This is a genomic window from Streptomyces sp. Tu 2975, assembly GCF_009832925.1.
Lineage (GTDB): Bacteria > Actinomycetota > Actinomycetes > Streptomycetales > Streptomycetaceae > Streptomyces.
The window spans coordinates 2238509-2253487 of record NZ_CP047140.1; the positions used below are offsets into that span (position 1 = coordinate 2238509).

14 protein-coding genes are annotated in these 14979 nt (G+C 70.0%); 6 read left to right on the forward strand and 8 right to left on the reverse strand.

Features of this window, described 5'->3' with window-relative positions; genetic code table 11:
• Positions 1 to 286: 286 nt before the first annotated feature.
• Positions 287 to 1651: a DUF4192 domain-containing protein gene (locus GLX30_RS09785; protein WP_159686119.1), complete on the reverse strand. Its 1365-nt coding sequence runs from the start codon at positions 1649 to 1651 to the stop codon at positions 287 to 289.
• 110 nt (positions 1652 to 1761) lie between these two features.
• Between GLX30_RS09785 and GLX30_RS09790 the strand changes: the two genes are divergently transcribed.
• Both GLX30_RS09790 and GLX30_RS09795 read left to right on the forward strand, forming a co-directional pair.
• Positions 1762 to 3933, forward strand: coding sequence for a RecQ family ATP-dependent DNA helicase (locus GLX30_RS09790; protein WP_159686121.1), 2172 nt, complete (start codon positions 1762 to 1764; stop codon positions 3931 to 3933).
• 218 nt (positions 3934 to 4151) lie between these two features.
• Positions 4152 to 4781, forward strand: a complete 630-nt coding sequence (locus tag GLX30_RS09795) for a hypothetical protein (RefSeq protein WP_159686124.1) — start codon at positions 4152 to 4154, stop codon at positions 4779 to 4781.
• 78 nt (positions 4782 to 4859) lie between these two features.
• On the opposite strand, the gene GLX30_RS09800 is transcribed toward GLX30_RS09795, so the two are convergent.
• The 3 genes from GLX30_RS09800 to GLX30_RS09810 form a co-directional block, all read right to left on the reverse strand.
• Positions 4860 to 5480 carry a hypothetical protein gene (locus GLX30_RS09800; RefSeq protein WP_159686127.1) on the reverse strand — a complete coding sequence of 207 codons (621 nt, stop codon included), beginning with the start codon at positions 5478 to 5480 and terminating at the stop codon, positions 4860 to 4862.
• Between the two features lie 83 nt (positions 5481 to 5563).
• Complete coding sequence (locus tag GLX30_RS09805) at positions 5564 to 6265, reverse strand: ribonuclease HII (protein ID WP_159686129.1); 702 nt, start codon at positions 6263 to 6265, stop codon at positions 5564 to 5566.
• A gap of 52 nt (positions 6266 to 6317) precedes the next feature.
• Entirely contained in the window at positions 6318 to 6965 is a 648-nt protein-coding gene (locus tag GLX30_RS09810) for a TetR/AcrR family transcriptional regulator (protein ID WP_159686132.1), read from the reverse strand.
• A gap of 119 nt (positions 6966 to 7084) precedes the next feature.
• On the opposite strand from GLX30_RS09810, the gene GLX30_RS09815 reads away from it, so the two are divergent.
• On the forward strand, positions 7085 to 8638 hold the full coding sequence (locus GLX30_RS09815; RefSeq protein ID WP_159686135.1) for an MFS transporter: 1554 nt from the start codon (positions 7085 to 7087) through the stop codon (positions 8636 to 8638).
• 59 nt (positions 8639 to 8697) lie between these two features.
• On the opposite strand, the gene GLX30_RS09820 is transcribed toward GLX30_RS09815, so the two are convergent.
• The 3 genes from GLX30_RS09820 to GLX30_RS09830 are packed head-to-tail and all read right to left on the reverse strand — an operon-like array spanning position 8698 to position 11926.
• Positions 8698 to 9612, reverse strand: a complete 915-nt coding sequence (locus GLX30_RS09820) for an ADP-ribosylglycohydrolase family protein (RefSeq protein ID WP_159686138.1) — start codon at positions 9610 to 9612, stop codon at positions 8698 to 8700.
• Between the two features lie 12 nt (positions 9613 to 9624).
• Positions 9625 to 10284 (reverse strand): histidine phosphatase family protein, encoded by a 660-nt coding sequence (locus GLX30_RS09825; RefSeq protein WP_159686140.1) that lies wholly within the window; start codon positions 10282 to 10284, stop codon positions 9625 to 9627.
• A 25-nt stretch (positions 10285 to 10309) separates the two neighbouring features.
• Complete coding sequence (locus GLX30_RS09830; RefSeq protein WP_159686143.1) at positions 10310 to 11926, reverse strand: ABC-F family ATP-binding cassette domain-containing protein; 1617 nt, start codon at positions 11924 to 11926, stop codon at positions 10310 to 10312.
• An 83-nt stretch (positions 11927 to 12009) separates the two neighbouring features.
• Between GLX30_RS09830 and GLX30_RS09835 the strand changes: the two genes are divergently transcribed.
• Positions 12010 to 12651 carry a TetR/AcrR family transcriptional regulator gene (locus GLX30_RS09835; protein ID WP_159686146.1) on the forward strand — a complete coding sequence of 214 codons (642 nt, stop codon included), beginning with the start codon at positions 12010 to 12012 and terminating at the stop codon, positions 12649 to 12651.
• Here the strand turns inward: GLX30_RS09835 and GLX30_RS09840 are convergent, their stop codons facing one another.
• Positions 12652 to 13257 carry a YdbC family protein gene (locus tag GLX30_RS09840; RefSeq protein WP_159686148.1) on the reverse strand — a complete coding sequence of 202 codons (606 nt, stop codon included), beginning with the start codon at positions 13255 to 13257 and terminating at the stop codon, positions 12652 to 12654.
• Between the two features lie 147 nt (positions 13258 to 13404).
• Between GLX30_RS09840 and GLX30_RS09845 the strand changes: the two genes are divergently transcribed.
• Both GLX30_RS09845 and GLX30_RS09850 read left to right on the forward strand, forming a co-directional pair.
• Positions 13405 to 14364 (forward strand): DUF1152 domain-containing protein, encoded by a 960-nt coding sequence (locus GLX30_RS09845; RefSeq protein ID WP_159686151.1) that lies wholly within the window; start codon positions 13405 to 13407, stop codon positions 14362 to 14364.
• A gap of 4 nt (positions 14365 to 14368) precedes the next feature.
• Positions 14369 to 14950 carry a TerD family protein gene (locus GLX30_RS09850; RefSeq protein WP_279632631.1) on the forward strand — a complete coding sequence of 194 codons (582 nt, stop codon included), beginning with the start codon at positions 14369 to 14371 and terminating at the stop codon, positions 14948 to 14950.
• Positions 14951 to 14979: the final 29 nt, after the last annotated feature.

Here is a 14979-nt window from a genome sequence, read left to right on the forward strand (position 1 = left end):
ATCATAGTCGTCTGCCTGACGATAAACACACACTTCCCTGCCTGCGTCCCATCGTTTTCGGCCCGGCTCCGGAACTCCACCGCCATCGGCCCAACCACCTCCCAAGTGGAGTCCGCCTGCGGCCTGCTCGACCGTCGCCGGACCGCTGCGAATCGGTGTGGACTGCTGCTGATCGGTGTCCACTGCTGCGGACCGCTCGACCGTTGGTCCGGCCCCGCGCCGGATCACGGGGGTTGCCGGATGGCGCTCCCGACACCACGCCGTCGGCTGCCGCACCGGCACGCGGTCATCGGCCGGTCCTGGCACCGCGTTGCCCACTGCGCCGTGCGGCACGCGTACGTGCGCGAGCGGCCGCTGCTCCGGGGCGTGGGCGGCCGGGAGCCGCACCGCTTCGCGGGTGCGTCCGGTGCGCGCCGGCCTGGTCCGGCCCGGCGGCGGACGGCCGGGCGGGCCTGCCGCGACGCCGCCGGCCGGCCGGGGTGCGGTGTGCATCGGGGCAGGGGGCTGATGGTGTCGTCTCCGACGGGACGTCCCGTCGACTCCGCAGGCAACGGCGCACCGTTTCCGGGTCCAGCCCTTCGTTGCACGCCTGGTGCAGCAGGCGTGCGAAGACGTACTCGGGATCTGCCCGGAGGGCGAGTCCCAGTGCCACGCGTGCGCCGGGCTCGTCGCCGATGGACCAGGACACCCATCCGGCGAGGGTGAGCGTCGCGGCGGCGTGCTCCATGTACGGCCCGGCGCAGCGCCGCGACAGGACCCGCCAGAGACGCAGGGCCGGAGCTGCTTCCTCCCCCTCCATCCATTGCGCCGCCCGGTCCCTCGTCTCCCGGTCCTGCAGGCCGAGGATCACCGCGGCGGCCTCATCGTCCGAAACGAGCCGGTCGTCCTCGGCGTCGGCAGCGGGGCCACCGTCGGGACGAGGGGCTTCCGCCATCCGTTCCCGCAGGCGGCGGGCCAGCTCGACGGTCTCGTCGGCGACCTCCTGCCGGCCCTGCGCGTCGAGAAGCCTGGAGGTCAGGACGGCACCCGCCGCGTCCAGCGCTCGCATCTGGTCCTCCGCCTTCGGTCCGGGCCGCGGGGCGAACCGCCGCTCCATGTCACGCAGGCTTCCGCGCACCCGGACACCCGCGTACGCGGCTGCGGCGGCCATCACGGACGTGCCAGGCAGGGCGAGGGGCGTGCCGTCGGGCGGGCAGCAGCGGGCATCAGGACAGCAGTAGCTCCAGAAACGGCCGTCGGAAATGCACAGTGCCTCGTACACGGGCACGTCGAGGCCTCCGCAGGCGGTACGCAGCCGCTGCGCGAGCGGGCGCAGGCGTTCCATCACCCGGTCGCCCGTCTCGTCGCCGACCGGGTCCTGGCACAGGAAGACGACGATGCCGTCGGGCCGTGGGCCTCGGCGTCCGCTGCCCCGGATCAGACACTCCGCGAGCTGGGCCGCCACGGGCTCCCATTCCCGTGGCGAACGTGGGATTCCGAGCCGCAGCCGGCCGCCGAAGCGTCCGTTGCTGCCGTGCAGGGCGACGAGCACGATCGAATCGGTCGGGTGGAAGCCCATCATGTACGGAAGCGCGTCGGCGAGTTCGCCAGGGCCGCGCAAGGTGATCTGCTGGTCGGGGCCTGATCCGGTGAGGTCGTGGTGCTTGTTCATGCCCTGACGGTCCCGCGCCGACCTCAATCGCCGCGACCCCTGTGGATAAAGTTGTCCACAGGTCACGGGCTCGTTCGCGCTTTGTCGGTGCCATCAGGTTGCATGGGTGCATGACCAACGCAGACCGCGCGGAGCTTCGGGCTTCCGCCGATTCCGTACTGGCCCGGCTCGTCTCCGACACCTCTGGCCGTGCCCGGCTGCGTGAGGACCAGTGGCGGGCCATCGAGGCTCTCGTCGCTGACAAGCGCCGTGCGCTGGTCGTCCAGCGGACGGGGTGGGGAAAGTCCGCGGTCTACTTCGTCGCCACCTCCCTGCTGCGGGCACGTGGCAGCGGCCCCACCGTGATCGTCTCTCCCCTGCTCGCACTCATGCGCAACCAGGTGGAGGCGGCGGCGCGGGCGGGCATCCGCGCCCGGTCGATCAACTCGTCGAACACCGAGGAATGGGAGACGATCCAGTCCGAGGTCGCCGCGGGTGAGGTCGACGTTCTGCTCGTGAGCCCCGAGCGGCTGAACAACCCCGACTTCCGCGACCAAGTGCTGCCCCGGCTCTCGGCCGCGACCGGACTGCTCGTGGTGGACGAGGCCCACTGCATCTCGGACTGGGGTCATGATTTCCGTCCCGATTACCGCAGGCTTCGCACCATGCTCGCCGAGCTTCCCGCCGGCGTCCCCGTCCTCGCGACGACCGCCACCGCCAATGCGCGGGTCACGGCGGACGTCGCGGAGCAGCTCGGCACGGGGGCGGGCACGGACGCATTGGTGCTGCGCGGCCCGCTGGACCGGGAGAGCCTGAGTCTCGGCGTGCTGCAACTCCCGGACGCCGCCACCCGTCTTGCCTGGCTGGCCGACCATCTCGGCGAGCTGCCGGGCTCCGGAATCATCTACACGCTGACGGTCGCCGCCGCCGAGGAGGTGACCGCGTACCTGCGCCAGTGCGGTCACACCGTGACCTCCTACACCGGACGCACGGAGAACGCGGACCGCCAGCAGGCGGAGGAGGATCTCCTCGCGAACCGCGTGAAGGCGCTGGTTGCCACCTCGGCGCTGGGCATGGGGTTCGACAAGCCGGATCTCGGCTTCGTCGTGCACCTCGGCTCCCCGTCGTCGCCCATCGCCTACTACCAGCAGGTGGGTCGCGCCGGCCGTGGTGTGGAGCATGCGGAGGTGCTGCTTCTGCCCGGCAAGGAGGACGAGGCGATCTGGCAGTACTTCGCGTCCGTCGCCTTCCCTCCCGAGGAGCTGGTGCGGCGCACGCTCGACGTGCTCGCGCAGGCGGACAGGCCGCTGTCCCTGCCCGCGCTGGAGCCCTTGGTGGAGCTTCGGCGCACACGGCTCGAAACGATGCTCAAGGTGCTCGATGTGGACGGCGCGGTGCGCCGGGTCAAGGGCGGCTGGACCACGACGGGACAGCCGTGGTCCTACGACGCGGAACGCTATGCGTGGGTGGCCCGGCAGCGCGCGGCCGAGCAGCAGGCGATGCGCGAGTACGCCCGCTCCACCGGGTGCCGGATGGAGTTCCTGAGGCGCCAGCTCGACGACGAGGAGGCGACGCCCTGCGGTCGCTGCGACAACTGCTCCGGAGCGCGATTCAGTGACAAGGTGTCGGCGGGGGCTCTGGACGCGGCACGTGGGGAGCTCGGCAGGCCGGGCGTCGATGTGGAGCCCCGCAAGATGTGGCCGACCGGTCTGCCCGCCGTCGGCGTCACCCTCAAGGGCCGGATCCCGGAGAGCGAGCAGTCGTTCACCGGGCGGGCGCTGGGGCGGCTTTCGGACATCGGCTGGGGGAACCGCCTGCGCCCGATGTTCGCCCCGCAGGCGCCGGACGGCCCCGTTCCCGACGACATGACCGACGCGGTCGTCACCGTGCTCGCCGACTGGGCCAAGGGACCCGGCGGTTGGGCCTCAGGGGCCGTGGACTCGCCGGCGCGGCCCGTGGGCGTGGTCACGATCGCCTCCCGCACCAGGCCCCGCCTGATCGGCTCTCTCGGCAGCCGTATCGGGCAGGTCGGCAGGATGCCCGTGCTCGGCACCGTCGAGTATGTGCCGGAGGCTTTGGACGCACACGTCTCGCGCACCAACAGCGCGCAGCGGGTGAGGGCGCTGCACGAGACGCTCGTCGTGCCGCCGCAGCTGGCCGACGCCTTGGCCGCCGCCGGCGGCCCTGTTCTTCTGGTGGACGACTACTCGGAGAGCGGCTGGACTCTGGCCGTGGCGACGAGGTTGCTGCGCAGAGCGGGCGCGCAGGGCGTGTTTCCGCTGGTCCTTGCCGTCCAGTCCTGATGCGGAGGGGTCACCGGTGGCAGATAAGGGAAGGGATATGAGAGTCATACCCGCCGATTTCAGCCGGTCGTGCCGAATTGCTCGTTGCCGCATTCCCATGCGCCAGGAAGAATTGGACTGCTCCCCGCACGGCCCGTAAGCGGTCCAGAAGGGCCATGCCGCGGCGCGCCCTCACCCGATCCTGCCCGCACTGTGGGCGCGTATGCGAAGGGAGGACCGTGACCTTCGGATTCGCTTCGTCCGCAGCCACTTCGATCACCGCATCGGCCAACTCCGCCAACCGCCTTGCCCGGTTGCTCGAACCGGCCGAGTGGGCAGCGGCCGGAATCCCGCTGCTGCGCAACCCGCGCGAGGTCGTCGGCGGACTGCATGCGCGACACCGTCCCGCCCCGGCGACGGCCGTCGTCGCCGTGCTCGATCACGAGGAAAGGCTCGCGGCCAGCGCGTCGTTCTCCCGGCGCGCCGTCCCGTCGGACGGCTGGGAGTTCCGCAACGCGCTGCTGGCCCATCTGCGCCGCGTGATCCCTCATGATCTGCGTCGGCGTACGCCGGTGCGCACCGCTGTGCTGCTCTACTGCCGTGAGGGCGACGAGCGTTGGACGGAGGAGGACGGCGCCTGGATGTGGGGCCTGCGGGACGCCTGCACGCTTCACGGCCTGCGCTGCGGCGCGTACATCACGCTGACGCGCGGCGGTTGGCAGGTGCTCGGCGAGGGTCGGGGCGGCCGGCACCCCAACTCGACGTCCACACCCGGCCGTCTGGCCGACGCGGGAAGCGACACCGACCATGTGCCCCTGCGTACGGCGGGGGGCTCCGTGGACGCGCTCCGGCGCACGGCGGCCCGCTGACGGTGTCATCCACCGGCTGCCCAGGCCCTGGGCAGCCGGGTCACGACCGGGCCGTGCGGCCCGTTCCGCCGGTACGGATCAGACGCCCGCGCCGAGCACGGCGTTGATCCGCTCCGGGTCACCGCACACGATGAGAAGCGCCGAAGCCTTCTCCATGGCGGCCGGCAGCGCGCGGGCGGTGGTGTCGTCCGTGCCGCCGTTGACCGCGACAACGACCACGGGGCGTGCCGCAGCACGCTCCACGGATGACGCGTCCGCGTAGAAGACATCGTCGCGGGCATCGTGCTGGGACCAGTAGGCACCCTCGCCGAACGACAGCTCGTGAGCGGCCCACGGGTGCTGGTCACCGGTGGTGAACACCAGAACGTCGCCGGGGGCGCGACCGGAGTCCAGCAGCAGGTCGACCGCCTCGTCGGCGGCGTCCAGCGCGCCACCCGCCGGGGCGGGGACCAGCTGGACCTGCGGCGCGGAACGATTCTCCGGCCGTGACGGCTTCGGCTTGCCCGCAGCGCCGGACGCGCGCTGCGCGGGCGGGGCGGGCCGGGACGGGCCGGGGCCCGGGTGTCCGGGACGCGGCGAGGCCGCTGAACGCGGACCGGGGACGGGACGGGGGGTCGGCGCGGTGCGGCCTGCGGCCGGAGTGACGCGGGGACCCTGGGCGCTCTCGTGAATGTGAGGCTCCTCGGGAATGAGAGGCATGGGTGGATGTCTATCAAACGCCGCTGCGGATGGCATCGGCGGGTGGCACAAAACGTGCGACGGGCGGTGACGGCGGGGCGAGTTCAGAAGTCGAAGCCGAGCTGGCCCCCGCTTTCGAGTTCGGCCGCCTCCGGCGAGAGCCGGACCTTCTTGAGGTGCCGCCATTGGGGCAGGTAATCGAGATATGCCCAGGACAGCCGGTGGTACGGGGTGGGTCCGAGCTCCCGGAGGGCGGCCTTGTGCACGGGCGACGGATAGCCCGCATTGTCGGCGAAGCCGAACACGGAGAACTCCTCCGGCAGTTGAGCCATCATCGCGTCCCTGTGCACCTTGGCGATCACCGATGCCGCAGCCACGGCCACACAGGACTGGTCGCCCTTGATCACCGTGCGCACCTGCCAGGGCACTCCCAGGTAGTCGTGCTTGCCGTCGAGGATGATGGCGTCCGGGCGTACCGGCAGCGCTTCCAGTGCCCGGCCGGCGGCCAGTCGGAGTGCCGCGGTCATCCCCAGCTCGTCGATCTCCTCCGAAGAGGCGTGACCGAGGGCGTGAGCCGTGACCCAGCTCTGCAGAAGCTCCGCCATCTCCGCGCGGCGCTTGGGAGTGATCAGCTTGGAATCGGTGAGGCCGACGGGGGGCCGACGCAGACCCGTGACCGCCGCGCAGACCGTGACCGGTCCCGCCCACGCTCCTCGGCCGACTTCGTCGATCCCGGCAACGATCTTGGCGCCGGTCGTGGCCCGGATCGAGCGCTCGACTGCGTGGGTAGGTGGTTCGTAGGCCATGGCGCCAACAAGGGTACGCCGCCCCGGCGGCCGGATGACACCCGGCTCCGGGTCACGTCCCGCGGGGCTGCGGCGGAGAACCGTGGGGCCGGAGGAGCGGGACCATGACCTGGTCGATCATCTCGGCGATGTCCGGGTCGGGCCAGTGGCTTCCACAGATCTTCGAGCGGTACATCAGCAGGCCCGGGATCACGTCGAAGACGAGCTCGCAGGCAGCGTCCGCCCGCACGTCGCCACGGCGCACACCACGGTGGACGACCTCACGGAAGAGCTGGGTGGACGGTCCGATCACCCTGGTGGTGATCAGGCTCTGGAAGCGTTCCGCGGTGGCGGTGTCGCATTCGTAGAGCACCGAGCGCAGGGCGATCCCGGTGCGGGAGAACATCGCGTCACGCACCCGCCGGCAGACGTGGAGAAGGTCCTCCCGGACGCTGCCGCGGTCGGCGGCCTCGTCGAGGCTCGGCAGGCCCGCCTCGAGCGCGTCGGCGACAAGATCCTCCTTGGAGGGCCAGCGACGGTAGACGGCCGCCTTGCCGGTCTGCGCCGAGGCGGCCACCCCCTCCATCGTGAGCCCGCTCCAGCCGACCGTACTGAGCTGCTCCAGGGCGGCTTCGAGGATCGCACGCTCCAGCACGGGCCCTCGTCGGCGCAGGGCGACCGGCGGAACCTCCGCGGCACCGGTCCAGCGCGAAGTGGCCATCTTCATATCTCCGTTGGGGACGGGAGGTTCAGTGAACGCTTGCGTTCACTGACGGGGACTCTCTACGGTTGACGAAAGTGAACGCCTTCGTTCACTAACTCACGTGTGGGGGACTCATAGTGACAACCTCTCAGTTAACCGCACCCGCCCCTCCGGGGGCTGCCCGCCGGCCGGGGCGCCCGGGCATCGCACTCACCGTCATCGCAGCGCTGCAGCTCATGGTGGTCCTCGACACCACGATTGTGAATATCGCGCTCCCCCATATCCAGGGAGCTCTCGAGTTCACCACGACCCAGCTCTCATGGGTGGTGAACGCCTACACGCTCACCTTCGGCGGACTTCTGCTGCTCGGCGGCAGGGCGGGCGACATACTCGGCCGTCGCCGGGTGTTCGTCTCCGGCGTGCTGCTCTTCACCTTCGCCTCACTGCTGTGCGGCATCGCCCAGGAGCCTTGGCAGATGCTGGCGGCCCGCGCGCTGCAGGGGGTCGGCGGTGCCATCGCCTCGCCCACGGCGCTCGCCCTGATCACCACGACCTTCCGCGAGGGACCGGAGCGCAATCGCGCCTTCGGCATCTTCGCGGCCGTCTCCGCGAGCGGCGCCGCCATCGGGCTGCTGGCCGGGGGCATGCTCACGGAGTGGCTGGACTGGCGCTGGGTCTTCTACGTGAACCTGCCCATCGGCATCCTCATCGCCGTTCTCGCGCCGATGTTCATCAACGAGTCGGAGCGCAACCCCGGCCGATTCGACGTGACAGGCGCCCTCACCTCGACCGCGGGCATGGCGTCACTGGTCTACGGCTTCATCAGAGCCTCGGAGGACGGCTGGAGCGACGGGCTCACGCTCGGTGCGTTCGCAGCATCCCTGGTCCTGCTGACCGCGTTCGTACTGATCGAACGCAGGACCCGCGATCCGATCACACCGCTGCGGATGTTCGCCGACCGCAACCGTTCCGGCACGTATCTGATCATGATGAGCCTCGCGGCGGCGATGTTCGGCATGTTCTTCTTCATCGTCCTGTTCGTGCAGAACGTGCTCGAATACAGCCCCATCACCTCCGGACTCGCCTTCCTCCCGGTCACGGTGGCGATCATGACAGCGGCCGGCCTCTCCACGAGGCTGTTGCCGGTGCTGGGCCCGAAGCCCTTCCTGACCGCCGGCGCGGTCCTCACGGGCACCGGCATGGCCTGGCTGACGCTCATCTCCCCCGACAGCTCCTACCTGGGCGGAGTGCTGGGGCCGATGCTGCTCTTCGGCTTCGGCATGGGCCTGGTGTTCGTGACGGCTACACTCACCGCGGTCTCCGGCGTGGCACAGCACGAGTCGGGCGCGGCCTCCAGCCTGCTCAATGCCACCCAGATGGTCGGCGGTTCACTCGGCCTGTCCATCCTCATGACGGTCTTCGGGACGGCCAGCCGTGAAGAGGCCGAGCGCCAGATGCCGTCGTTCCTCGCGGAATCGACACCCGCTCAGCAGGAAGCCTTCGCAAAGACGCACGAACTACCACCCCCGTGGGGTCACCAGGTGCTGGCCGAAGGTATCGCCACCGCGTTCTGGGCTGGGGTGGGTCTGGTCGCTCTCGCCGTCGTGACGGCCGTTCTCGTGGTGCGGGTACGCAAGAGCGATCTGGAGGCACTGAGCGGAGCGGCGGGACCCGGCGGCCACGCCGCATGACGCCGCGGATACGTGCCGTATGCGGGGGACGGCCTGTATCCGCTTACGGTTTCTCGGCGTCAGTCGAGGCGGCCGGCGCCGGGCAGCCAGCCGGGCAGTTGCTCTGTCTGCTCCAGCCAGTGGGCCGGCGGCTGTCCACCCTTGCTCGCGGCGACGACTCCGCAGGCGATGGCGCAGGTGGTGTCGACGTCACCACCGACCTGGGCGGTCGTCCAGAACGCCTGCTGGAAGTCGCCGAGCGACCGGGCCGCGGACCAGAGCGCGAACGGCACCGTGTCATGGGCGCTGGTGCGCCGGCCGCAGCCCAGTACCGCGGCGACCGTACCGGCGTCGTCGTAGTCGAGCATGTCCCGGGCCCGGCGCAGTCCGGCGCCCACCGCACTGCGTGGCACCAGGGCGACCACGCCGTCCAGCAGGTCCGCCGGCGCGGGCGGACCGGCGGGGTCGGCGGCGAGCGCCGCCGCGGCGGCCACCGCCATGGCGCCGACCACCGCCTCCCGGTGCTGGTGCGTCGGATACGAGGAGATCTCGGCCTGGTGCGTGGCCTGCTCCGGGTCGTCCGCGTACCAGGCGCCGAGGGGGGCGATCCGCATAGCGGAGCCGTTGCCCCAGGATCCTTGGCCCTTGAACAGCGCAGCAGCCAGTTCCCGCCAGTCGCCGCCCTCCCTGACCAGCCTGAGGAGCCGGTTGACCGCAGGGCCGTAGCCACGGTCGAAGTCGTGGTGCTCGGCGAAGGACCGGGCGAGGGCGTCCTGGTCCACACGATGGTGGTCGATGAGCACGGCAAGGACGGAGCAGGCCATCTCTGTGTCGTCGGTCCACTGCCAGACGGACGGCGGCAGCTCGCGCCTCTTGAGCAGCGGATAGTTGGAAGGGACGAAGAACTGGGAGCCCAGGGCGTCTCCCACGGACAGGCCGTGCAGGCTGTCCAGAGCGCGTGCGAAGCGCTGGTCGGATGCGGATTCAGCGGTCATCTTCCTGCCACTCTATCCGGTGGCCCCGTACGGCTCCGGGGTCCTCCACTGCTCGAAGGGCCGGTCAAGGTGGTACCTGCCGTCGTCGCCGAGCTGCAGGGTGCGGGTCTCGCCGTTGCCCGGGTTGGACAGGGATTCGAACTCCGCGACGGTCCAGTGGAACCACCGCATGCAGAACAGCCGCATGGTCAGCCCGTGGGTGACCAGGAGGACGTTCGGGGGATGGTCCGGGGACTCGAAGCTCCGGTGCAGGCTCTCCAGAAAGGCGCCGACCCGGTCGTACACATCGGCTCCGGACTCGCCCTGAGCGAAACGGTAGAAGAAGTGACCGTAGGCGTCGCGGTACGCCTTCTGGAGCCTTACGTCCTCCCTGTCCTGCCAGTTGCCCCAGTCCTGCTCCCTCAGTCTCGGCTCTTCCCTGATCCGCACGAGCTCCGGGTCGAGCTCGAACGCCTGGAAGGTCTCATGGGTGCGGCGGTACGGGGAGACGTAGACGCTGACCCGCTCGCGGCCGAACAGGTCCCTCAGCCGAGCCCCGGTCTCCGCGGCCTGCGCCAGACCCGCTGCGGTGAGCTGTAGTGCATGGTCGGGCTCGCGTTCGTACACCGTGTCATCGGCATTGCCCACCGATTCTCCGTGCCGGACGAGGACGATACGTCGCGGTCGTGCCATACCAAGACCCTATGGCGACACCCGTTCAGTCGAGGAGCCGCCCCGAGGCCATCCGGCGGACCTGCCCGTCGAACCGACGGCGCAGCAGTCGGTCGTGGGAGACGACAACGAGCGCACCTGTCCACCGGGACAAGGCCTCCTCCAGATCCTCGACCAGGCCCAGTGCGAGGTGGTTGGCCGGCTCGTCGAGAAGCAGCAGGTCCGCGGGCCGGGCCAGCAGCCGGGCCAGGGCCAGCCGCCTGCGCTGCCCGGCGGAGAGGGATCCCACGGCGATGTGCAGGTCACGTGGGCGGAAGAGCCCGTAGGACAGCAGCAGTTCCGCGGACTCGTCGTCGGCGAGTGCGAGACCCCGCCGGAAGACCTCGAGCAGGGGCTCCGCCGGCCGGTTCACCGGAATCTCCTGGGCGAGGAAGCCGGTCCGCCCCCTGCGTGTCACAGATCCGGTGTCCGGTTCGACAAGGCCGGCCATGACCCGTAGCAGGGTGGACTTCCCAGCGCCGTTACCACCGTGGATCAGGATCTTCTGCCCGGCCGCGACGCTGAGCCCGTCCACCGAGAGCCGGTCGCCGACGCGCACGCCGGTCAGGGTGACGAGCTCGCCCGACGCGGCACCGGAAACCGGCCCCGCGGTGAACCGAAGCGGCTCCGGAGGCTTCGGGACCGGCTCGTCCCGGAGCCTGCGCAGCCGCTCCTGGGCGTTTCGGATCCGCCCCGAGACCGAGGCCTGGACCCTCCCGCCGGCCCGGTCGTAGGCCATCTTGTTGTTGTCCTTGATGGACCGGCCGACGGCGACGCTGTGGGCCGTTGTGTTCGCGAAGACCTGGAGCCGTGCCACTTCCTCCGTCCACTCCTCGTACGCCTGCTCCCAGCGCTTACGAGCGGCTGCCTGCTCGGCACGGAAGCCCTCGTAGCCGCCGCCGTAGCGCACGACGGTGCAGCGATCTGCGTCCACCTCGATGACCGCGGTGGCAACACGCTCGAGGAAGGTGCGGTCGTGCGAGACGGCGATCACCGTGCCGGTGTGGTTGAGCAGCGTGCTCTCGAGCCAGTCGAGGGCTGTCTCGTCCAGGTGGTTCGTCGGCTCGTCGAGCAGCATCACCTCGGGTGCCGCCGCGACGAGACAGGCGAGGCCGAGTCGGGCCTGTTCGCCTCCGGACAGAGTGCCGAGGACGCGCTCGCGGTCCACGTGGGCGATGCCCAGGCCGTTCATTGCCTTGTCGACACGGGCGTCGGCTTCGTATCCCCCACGGAGCTCGAAAGCTGTGAGCAGATCGCCGTACTCGTCGAGGACGTCCTGCTCCGCCGACCCGAGGTCCGCTTCGAGCTCGCGCAGCCTCGCTTCCATGGAGCGCAGTTCGGTGAGGGCGGCGTCGACGGCTTCACCGACCGTGCTCCCGGGCGGTAATTCAGGAGTCTGGGCCAGATGCCCCGACCCGTTCTCGGCAACGGTGACCACCTCACCGTCGGCCGGCCGCTCGATGCCGGCCAGCAGGCGAAGAAGGGTCGACTTCCCCGCGCCGTTCTCCCCGACGACGCCGATCCGCTCGCCTGGACGTACTGCCAGGGAGACTCCGTCGAACAGCAGCCTGTCGCCGCGGGACAGGGTAACTCCGCGCAGGGAGATCTGAGTGGGCAAGTGCACCTCCGGCGGAGATTTAACGCAACGGTTGTCGCGTTACGAGCAGTGTGGCACACTCGAATCCCCTAATGCAACGGGAGTAGCAATTGACTGAATCAGGATCCGCCCCCGGCACGCTCCGCCCCGGCGGTCGCACCGCCCGCACCCGGGCCGCCGTCCGCGACGCCGTGCTCACAGGCCTGGGCGAACACGGCTACCCCGGCCTCACCGTCGAGTACGTCGCCGAGCACTCGGGCGTACACAAGACGACCCTGTACCGGCGTTGGGGCGGCATCGAAGGTCTCCTCGCCGACACCCTCGACCTCGCCGGCGAGGACGACTGGAGCCCACCGGACACGGGCAGCCTCGAAGGAGATCTGCGGGCACTGGCACACGAAGCCGCTGAGTCCTTCACCGATCCTGGGCAGGCAGCCGCCCCGACCGCGATCATCGCTGCGGCCTTCCAGTCCCCGCGCGCCGCCGAAGCGCTTCATTCCTTCTACGCGGAGCGGTTCTCCCGCTGCGAGAGAGTCGTGCAGCGGGCGGTGCAGCGCGGGGAGGCACCGGCCGGGACCGACGCGGGGGCCGTCGTCCGAGCGGTCAGCGCGCCGTTGTACTTCAGGCTGTTCATCACCCGCGAGCCGATGAATCCGGCGCAAGCCGACCAGTCGGCCGCCGCCGTCCTCGCGGCAGTCCGGGCCGGCGCCTTCGCCACGGCCCGGACGGCGGGAACGCTCCTGACCAGCTGATCACACCGTCCAGGACGGTTCGAGCTCCACCACGTCACCGGCCAGTGCCACGACATCCGTCTGCGTCTGGGCGCGCAGCAGCAACCGCTCTATGCGCTCGTCGCGGTATTTGCCGTGCTCCGCCGACGACAACCACATCGACATCACCAGGAACTCGCAGCCGGGCGCCTCCCCGAACACCCCTCGCACCATGCCCGGCGACCCGGCCATGGCCGGGTTCCACACTTTCTCCTGCATCAGGGAGTAGTGCTCGACCCTGTCCTCACGCACCTTGCAGTGCGCCACCCTGACCACGTCGGCGTCCGCGAACCGCGGCTCGAACCCGGTCTTGACGTCGAAGCGGTAGTCGAAAAGCTTGGCCTGGATGTTTTTGTAGGTGCCCGACTGTCCGGCCGCGAGCCGATCATGGGAGCGGGCCATGAAGGAGTCGTAGAAGGCCCGGGTCTCCCAGAAGGCGAAGACATGGGCAACGTTCGGCCGTAGCCTGCTCCACCCTCCGCCCTGTCCCCGGAATCCCGGCTCACCCGGCAGCCCCGCCCATTTCCGCTGCCCGCGTTCGAACCCTCGACGGTCCACCACCGTGCAGCGAATCCACTTGACCAGCACCGCGCCATCGTACGGCGCGGAAACGTGGCCCGGGTCACTCTCCGCGTCAGTCGGTTCCCCCGGCTGCGATCGGTCCTTCCGACGGGCGGAGCGCCCGATGAGTTCACGCCGTACCGCACGCCGTCCGCGGCCCGCACAATGATCGCCATGACCGACCTGCACACCAACCCGCTCTTCGATCGCCTCCGGTCCGCCGAGCGCATCCTCGTCGCCGGCGCCGGCGGCGGATTCGATGTGTACGCAGGCCTGCCGATCGCGCTCTCCCTGCGCCACCAGGGCAAGGAAGTCCACCTGGCCAACCTCACGTTCAGCGCCACAGAGGGTCTGCCTCTGGATGCGTGGCTCGCCCCCGACGTGGCGGTGATCGGACCCGACACGGCACCGCATCAGACCTATTTTCCTGAGCGCTCGCTGGCCCGGTGGCTCGCCACCCACGGCTACCCCGACGCGGTTCACGCCCTCTCCCGCGTGGGCGTCCAGCCGCTGCGTGCCGCATACCGCGCGCTGATCGAGCGGTACGACATCGATGCGGTCGTGCTCGTGGACGGAGGCACGGACATCCTCATGCGCGGTGACGAGTCGGGACTCGGCACCCCCGAGGAAGACTTGACCAGCGTCGCCGCCCTGTACGGCATCCAGGGACCTGAACGCCTGGTGGTCTCCGTGGGGTTCGGTGTCGACGCGTATCACGGTGTCAGCCATGGACTCGTGCTGGAGAACATCGCGGCACTGGAGACCGACGGCGCGTACCTCGGCGCGTTCTCCGTGTCGCGCACCACCCGCGAAGGCGCCCTTTTCCTCGACGCGGTGGCCCACGCCCAGGCCACCACGCCCGATCACCCCAGCATCGTGAACGGCTCCATTGCCGCCGCAGTGCGGGGCGGTTTCGGGGATGTCCAGTTCACCTCCCGCACCCGGGGCAGCGAACTCTTCATCAACCCTCTGATGTCGATCTGCTTCGTCTTCGAACTCGAGGGGATCGCTCGGCGCTGCCTGTATGTGGACCGGATCGAACACACCCATCTGATGCGCCAGGTCAGCAGTGAGATCGCGGCATTCCGTGACGAGGTCGTGCGCCAGCGGCCGGCTCGCCGCATCCCGCACTGAGCGGATACGGTCAACGAACGCATTTCATCCGGCAGTTACGGGGAAGGAAAAAGCGGTGAGCAGCCTCAACAAGGGCGTTCGGAAGGCGGAGGTGACCCTCAGGTGGGATCCGAGTCCGCTGGGAGAGCCGCCCCATGACCTCGACATCGTGGCCGCGACGTACCCCGCTCAGGCGCCGTTCGGTGAGCCGGCGTACGTCGTGCACTTCGACAGCCGCTCGCCCGACGGCACGATCATCCTGACCAGAGAGAGCAAGACGGGACAGGGCTTCGGGGCCGACGAGGTCATGACTCTGGAGTTCGACCGGCTGGCGGCGGAGTACGGCCGTGTCGTCCTCGGCGTGGTGATCCAACAGCGCAACGGACGGACGGTGTTCGGTGATGTCGCGAACGCCTCGGTACGGATCCTCGAGGGGCACCAGGAGATCGGGCAGCACGACTTCACTACCGTCGCAGGCACCACGGCGGCCAAGGTCGGCGAGTTCGTACGAGGCGAGTCGGGAGACTGGGCGTTCAGCGACTCGCTCGTCGGCTTCGACGCGGACCCTCAGACGTTCGTCACGGTGATGGGCGACCCTACCCCCTGAACACGCGTCCGCCGTTCGGCGGGCGCAGG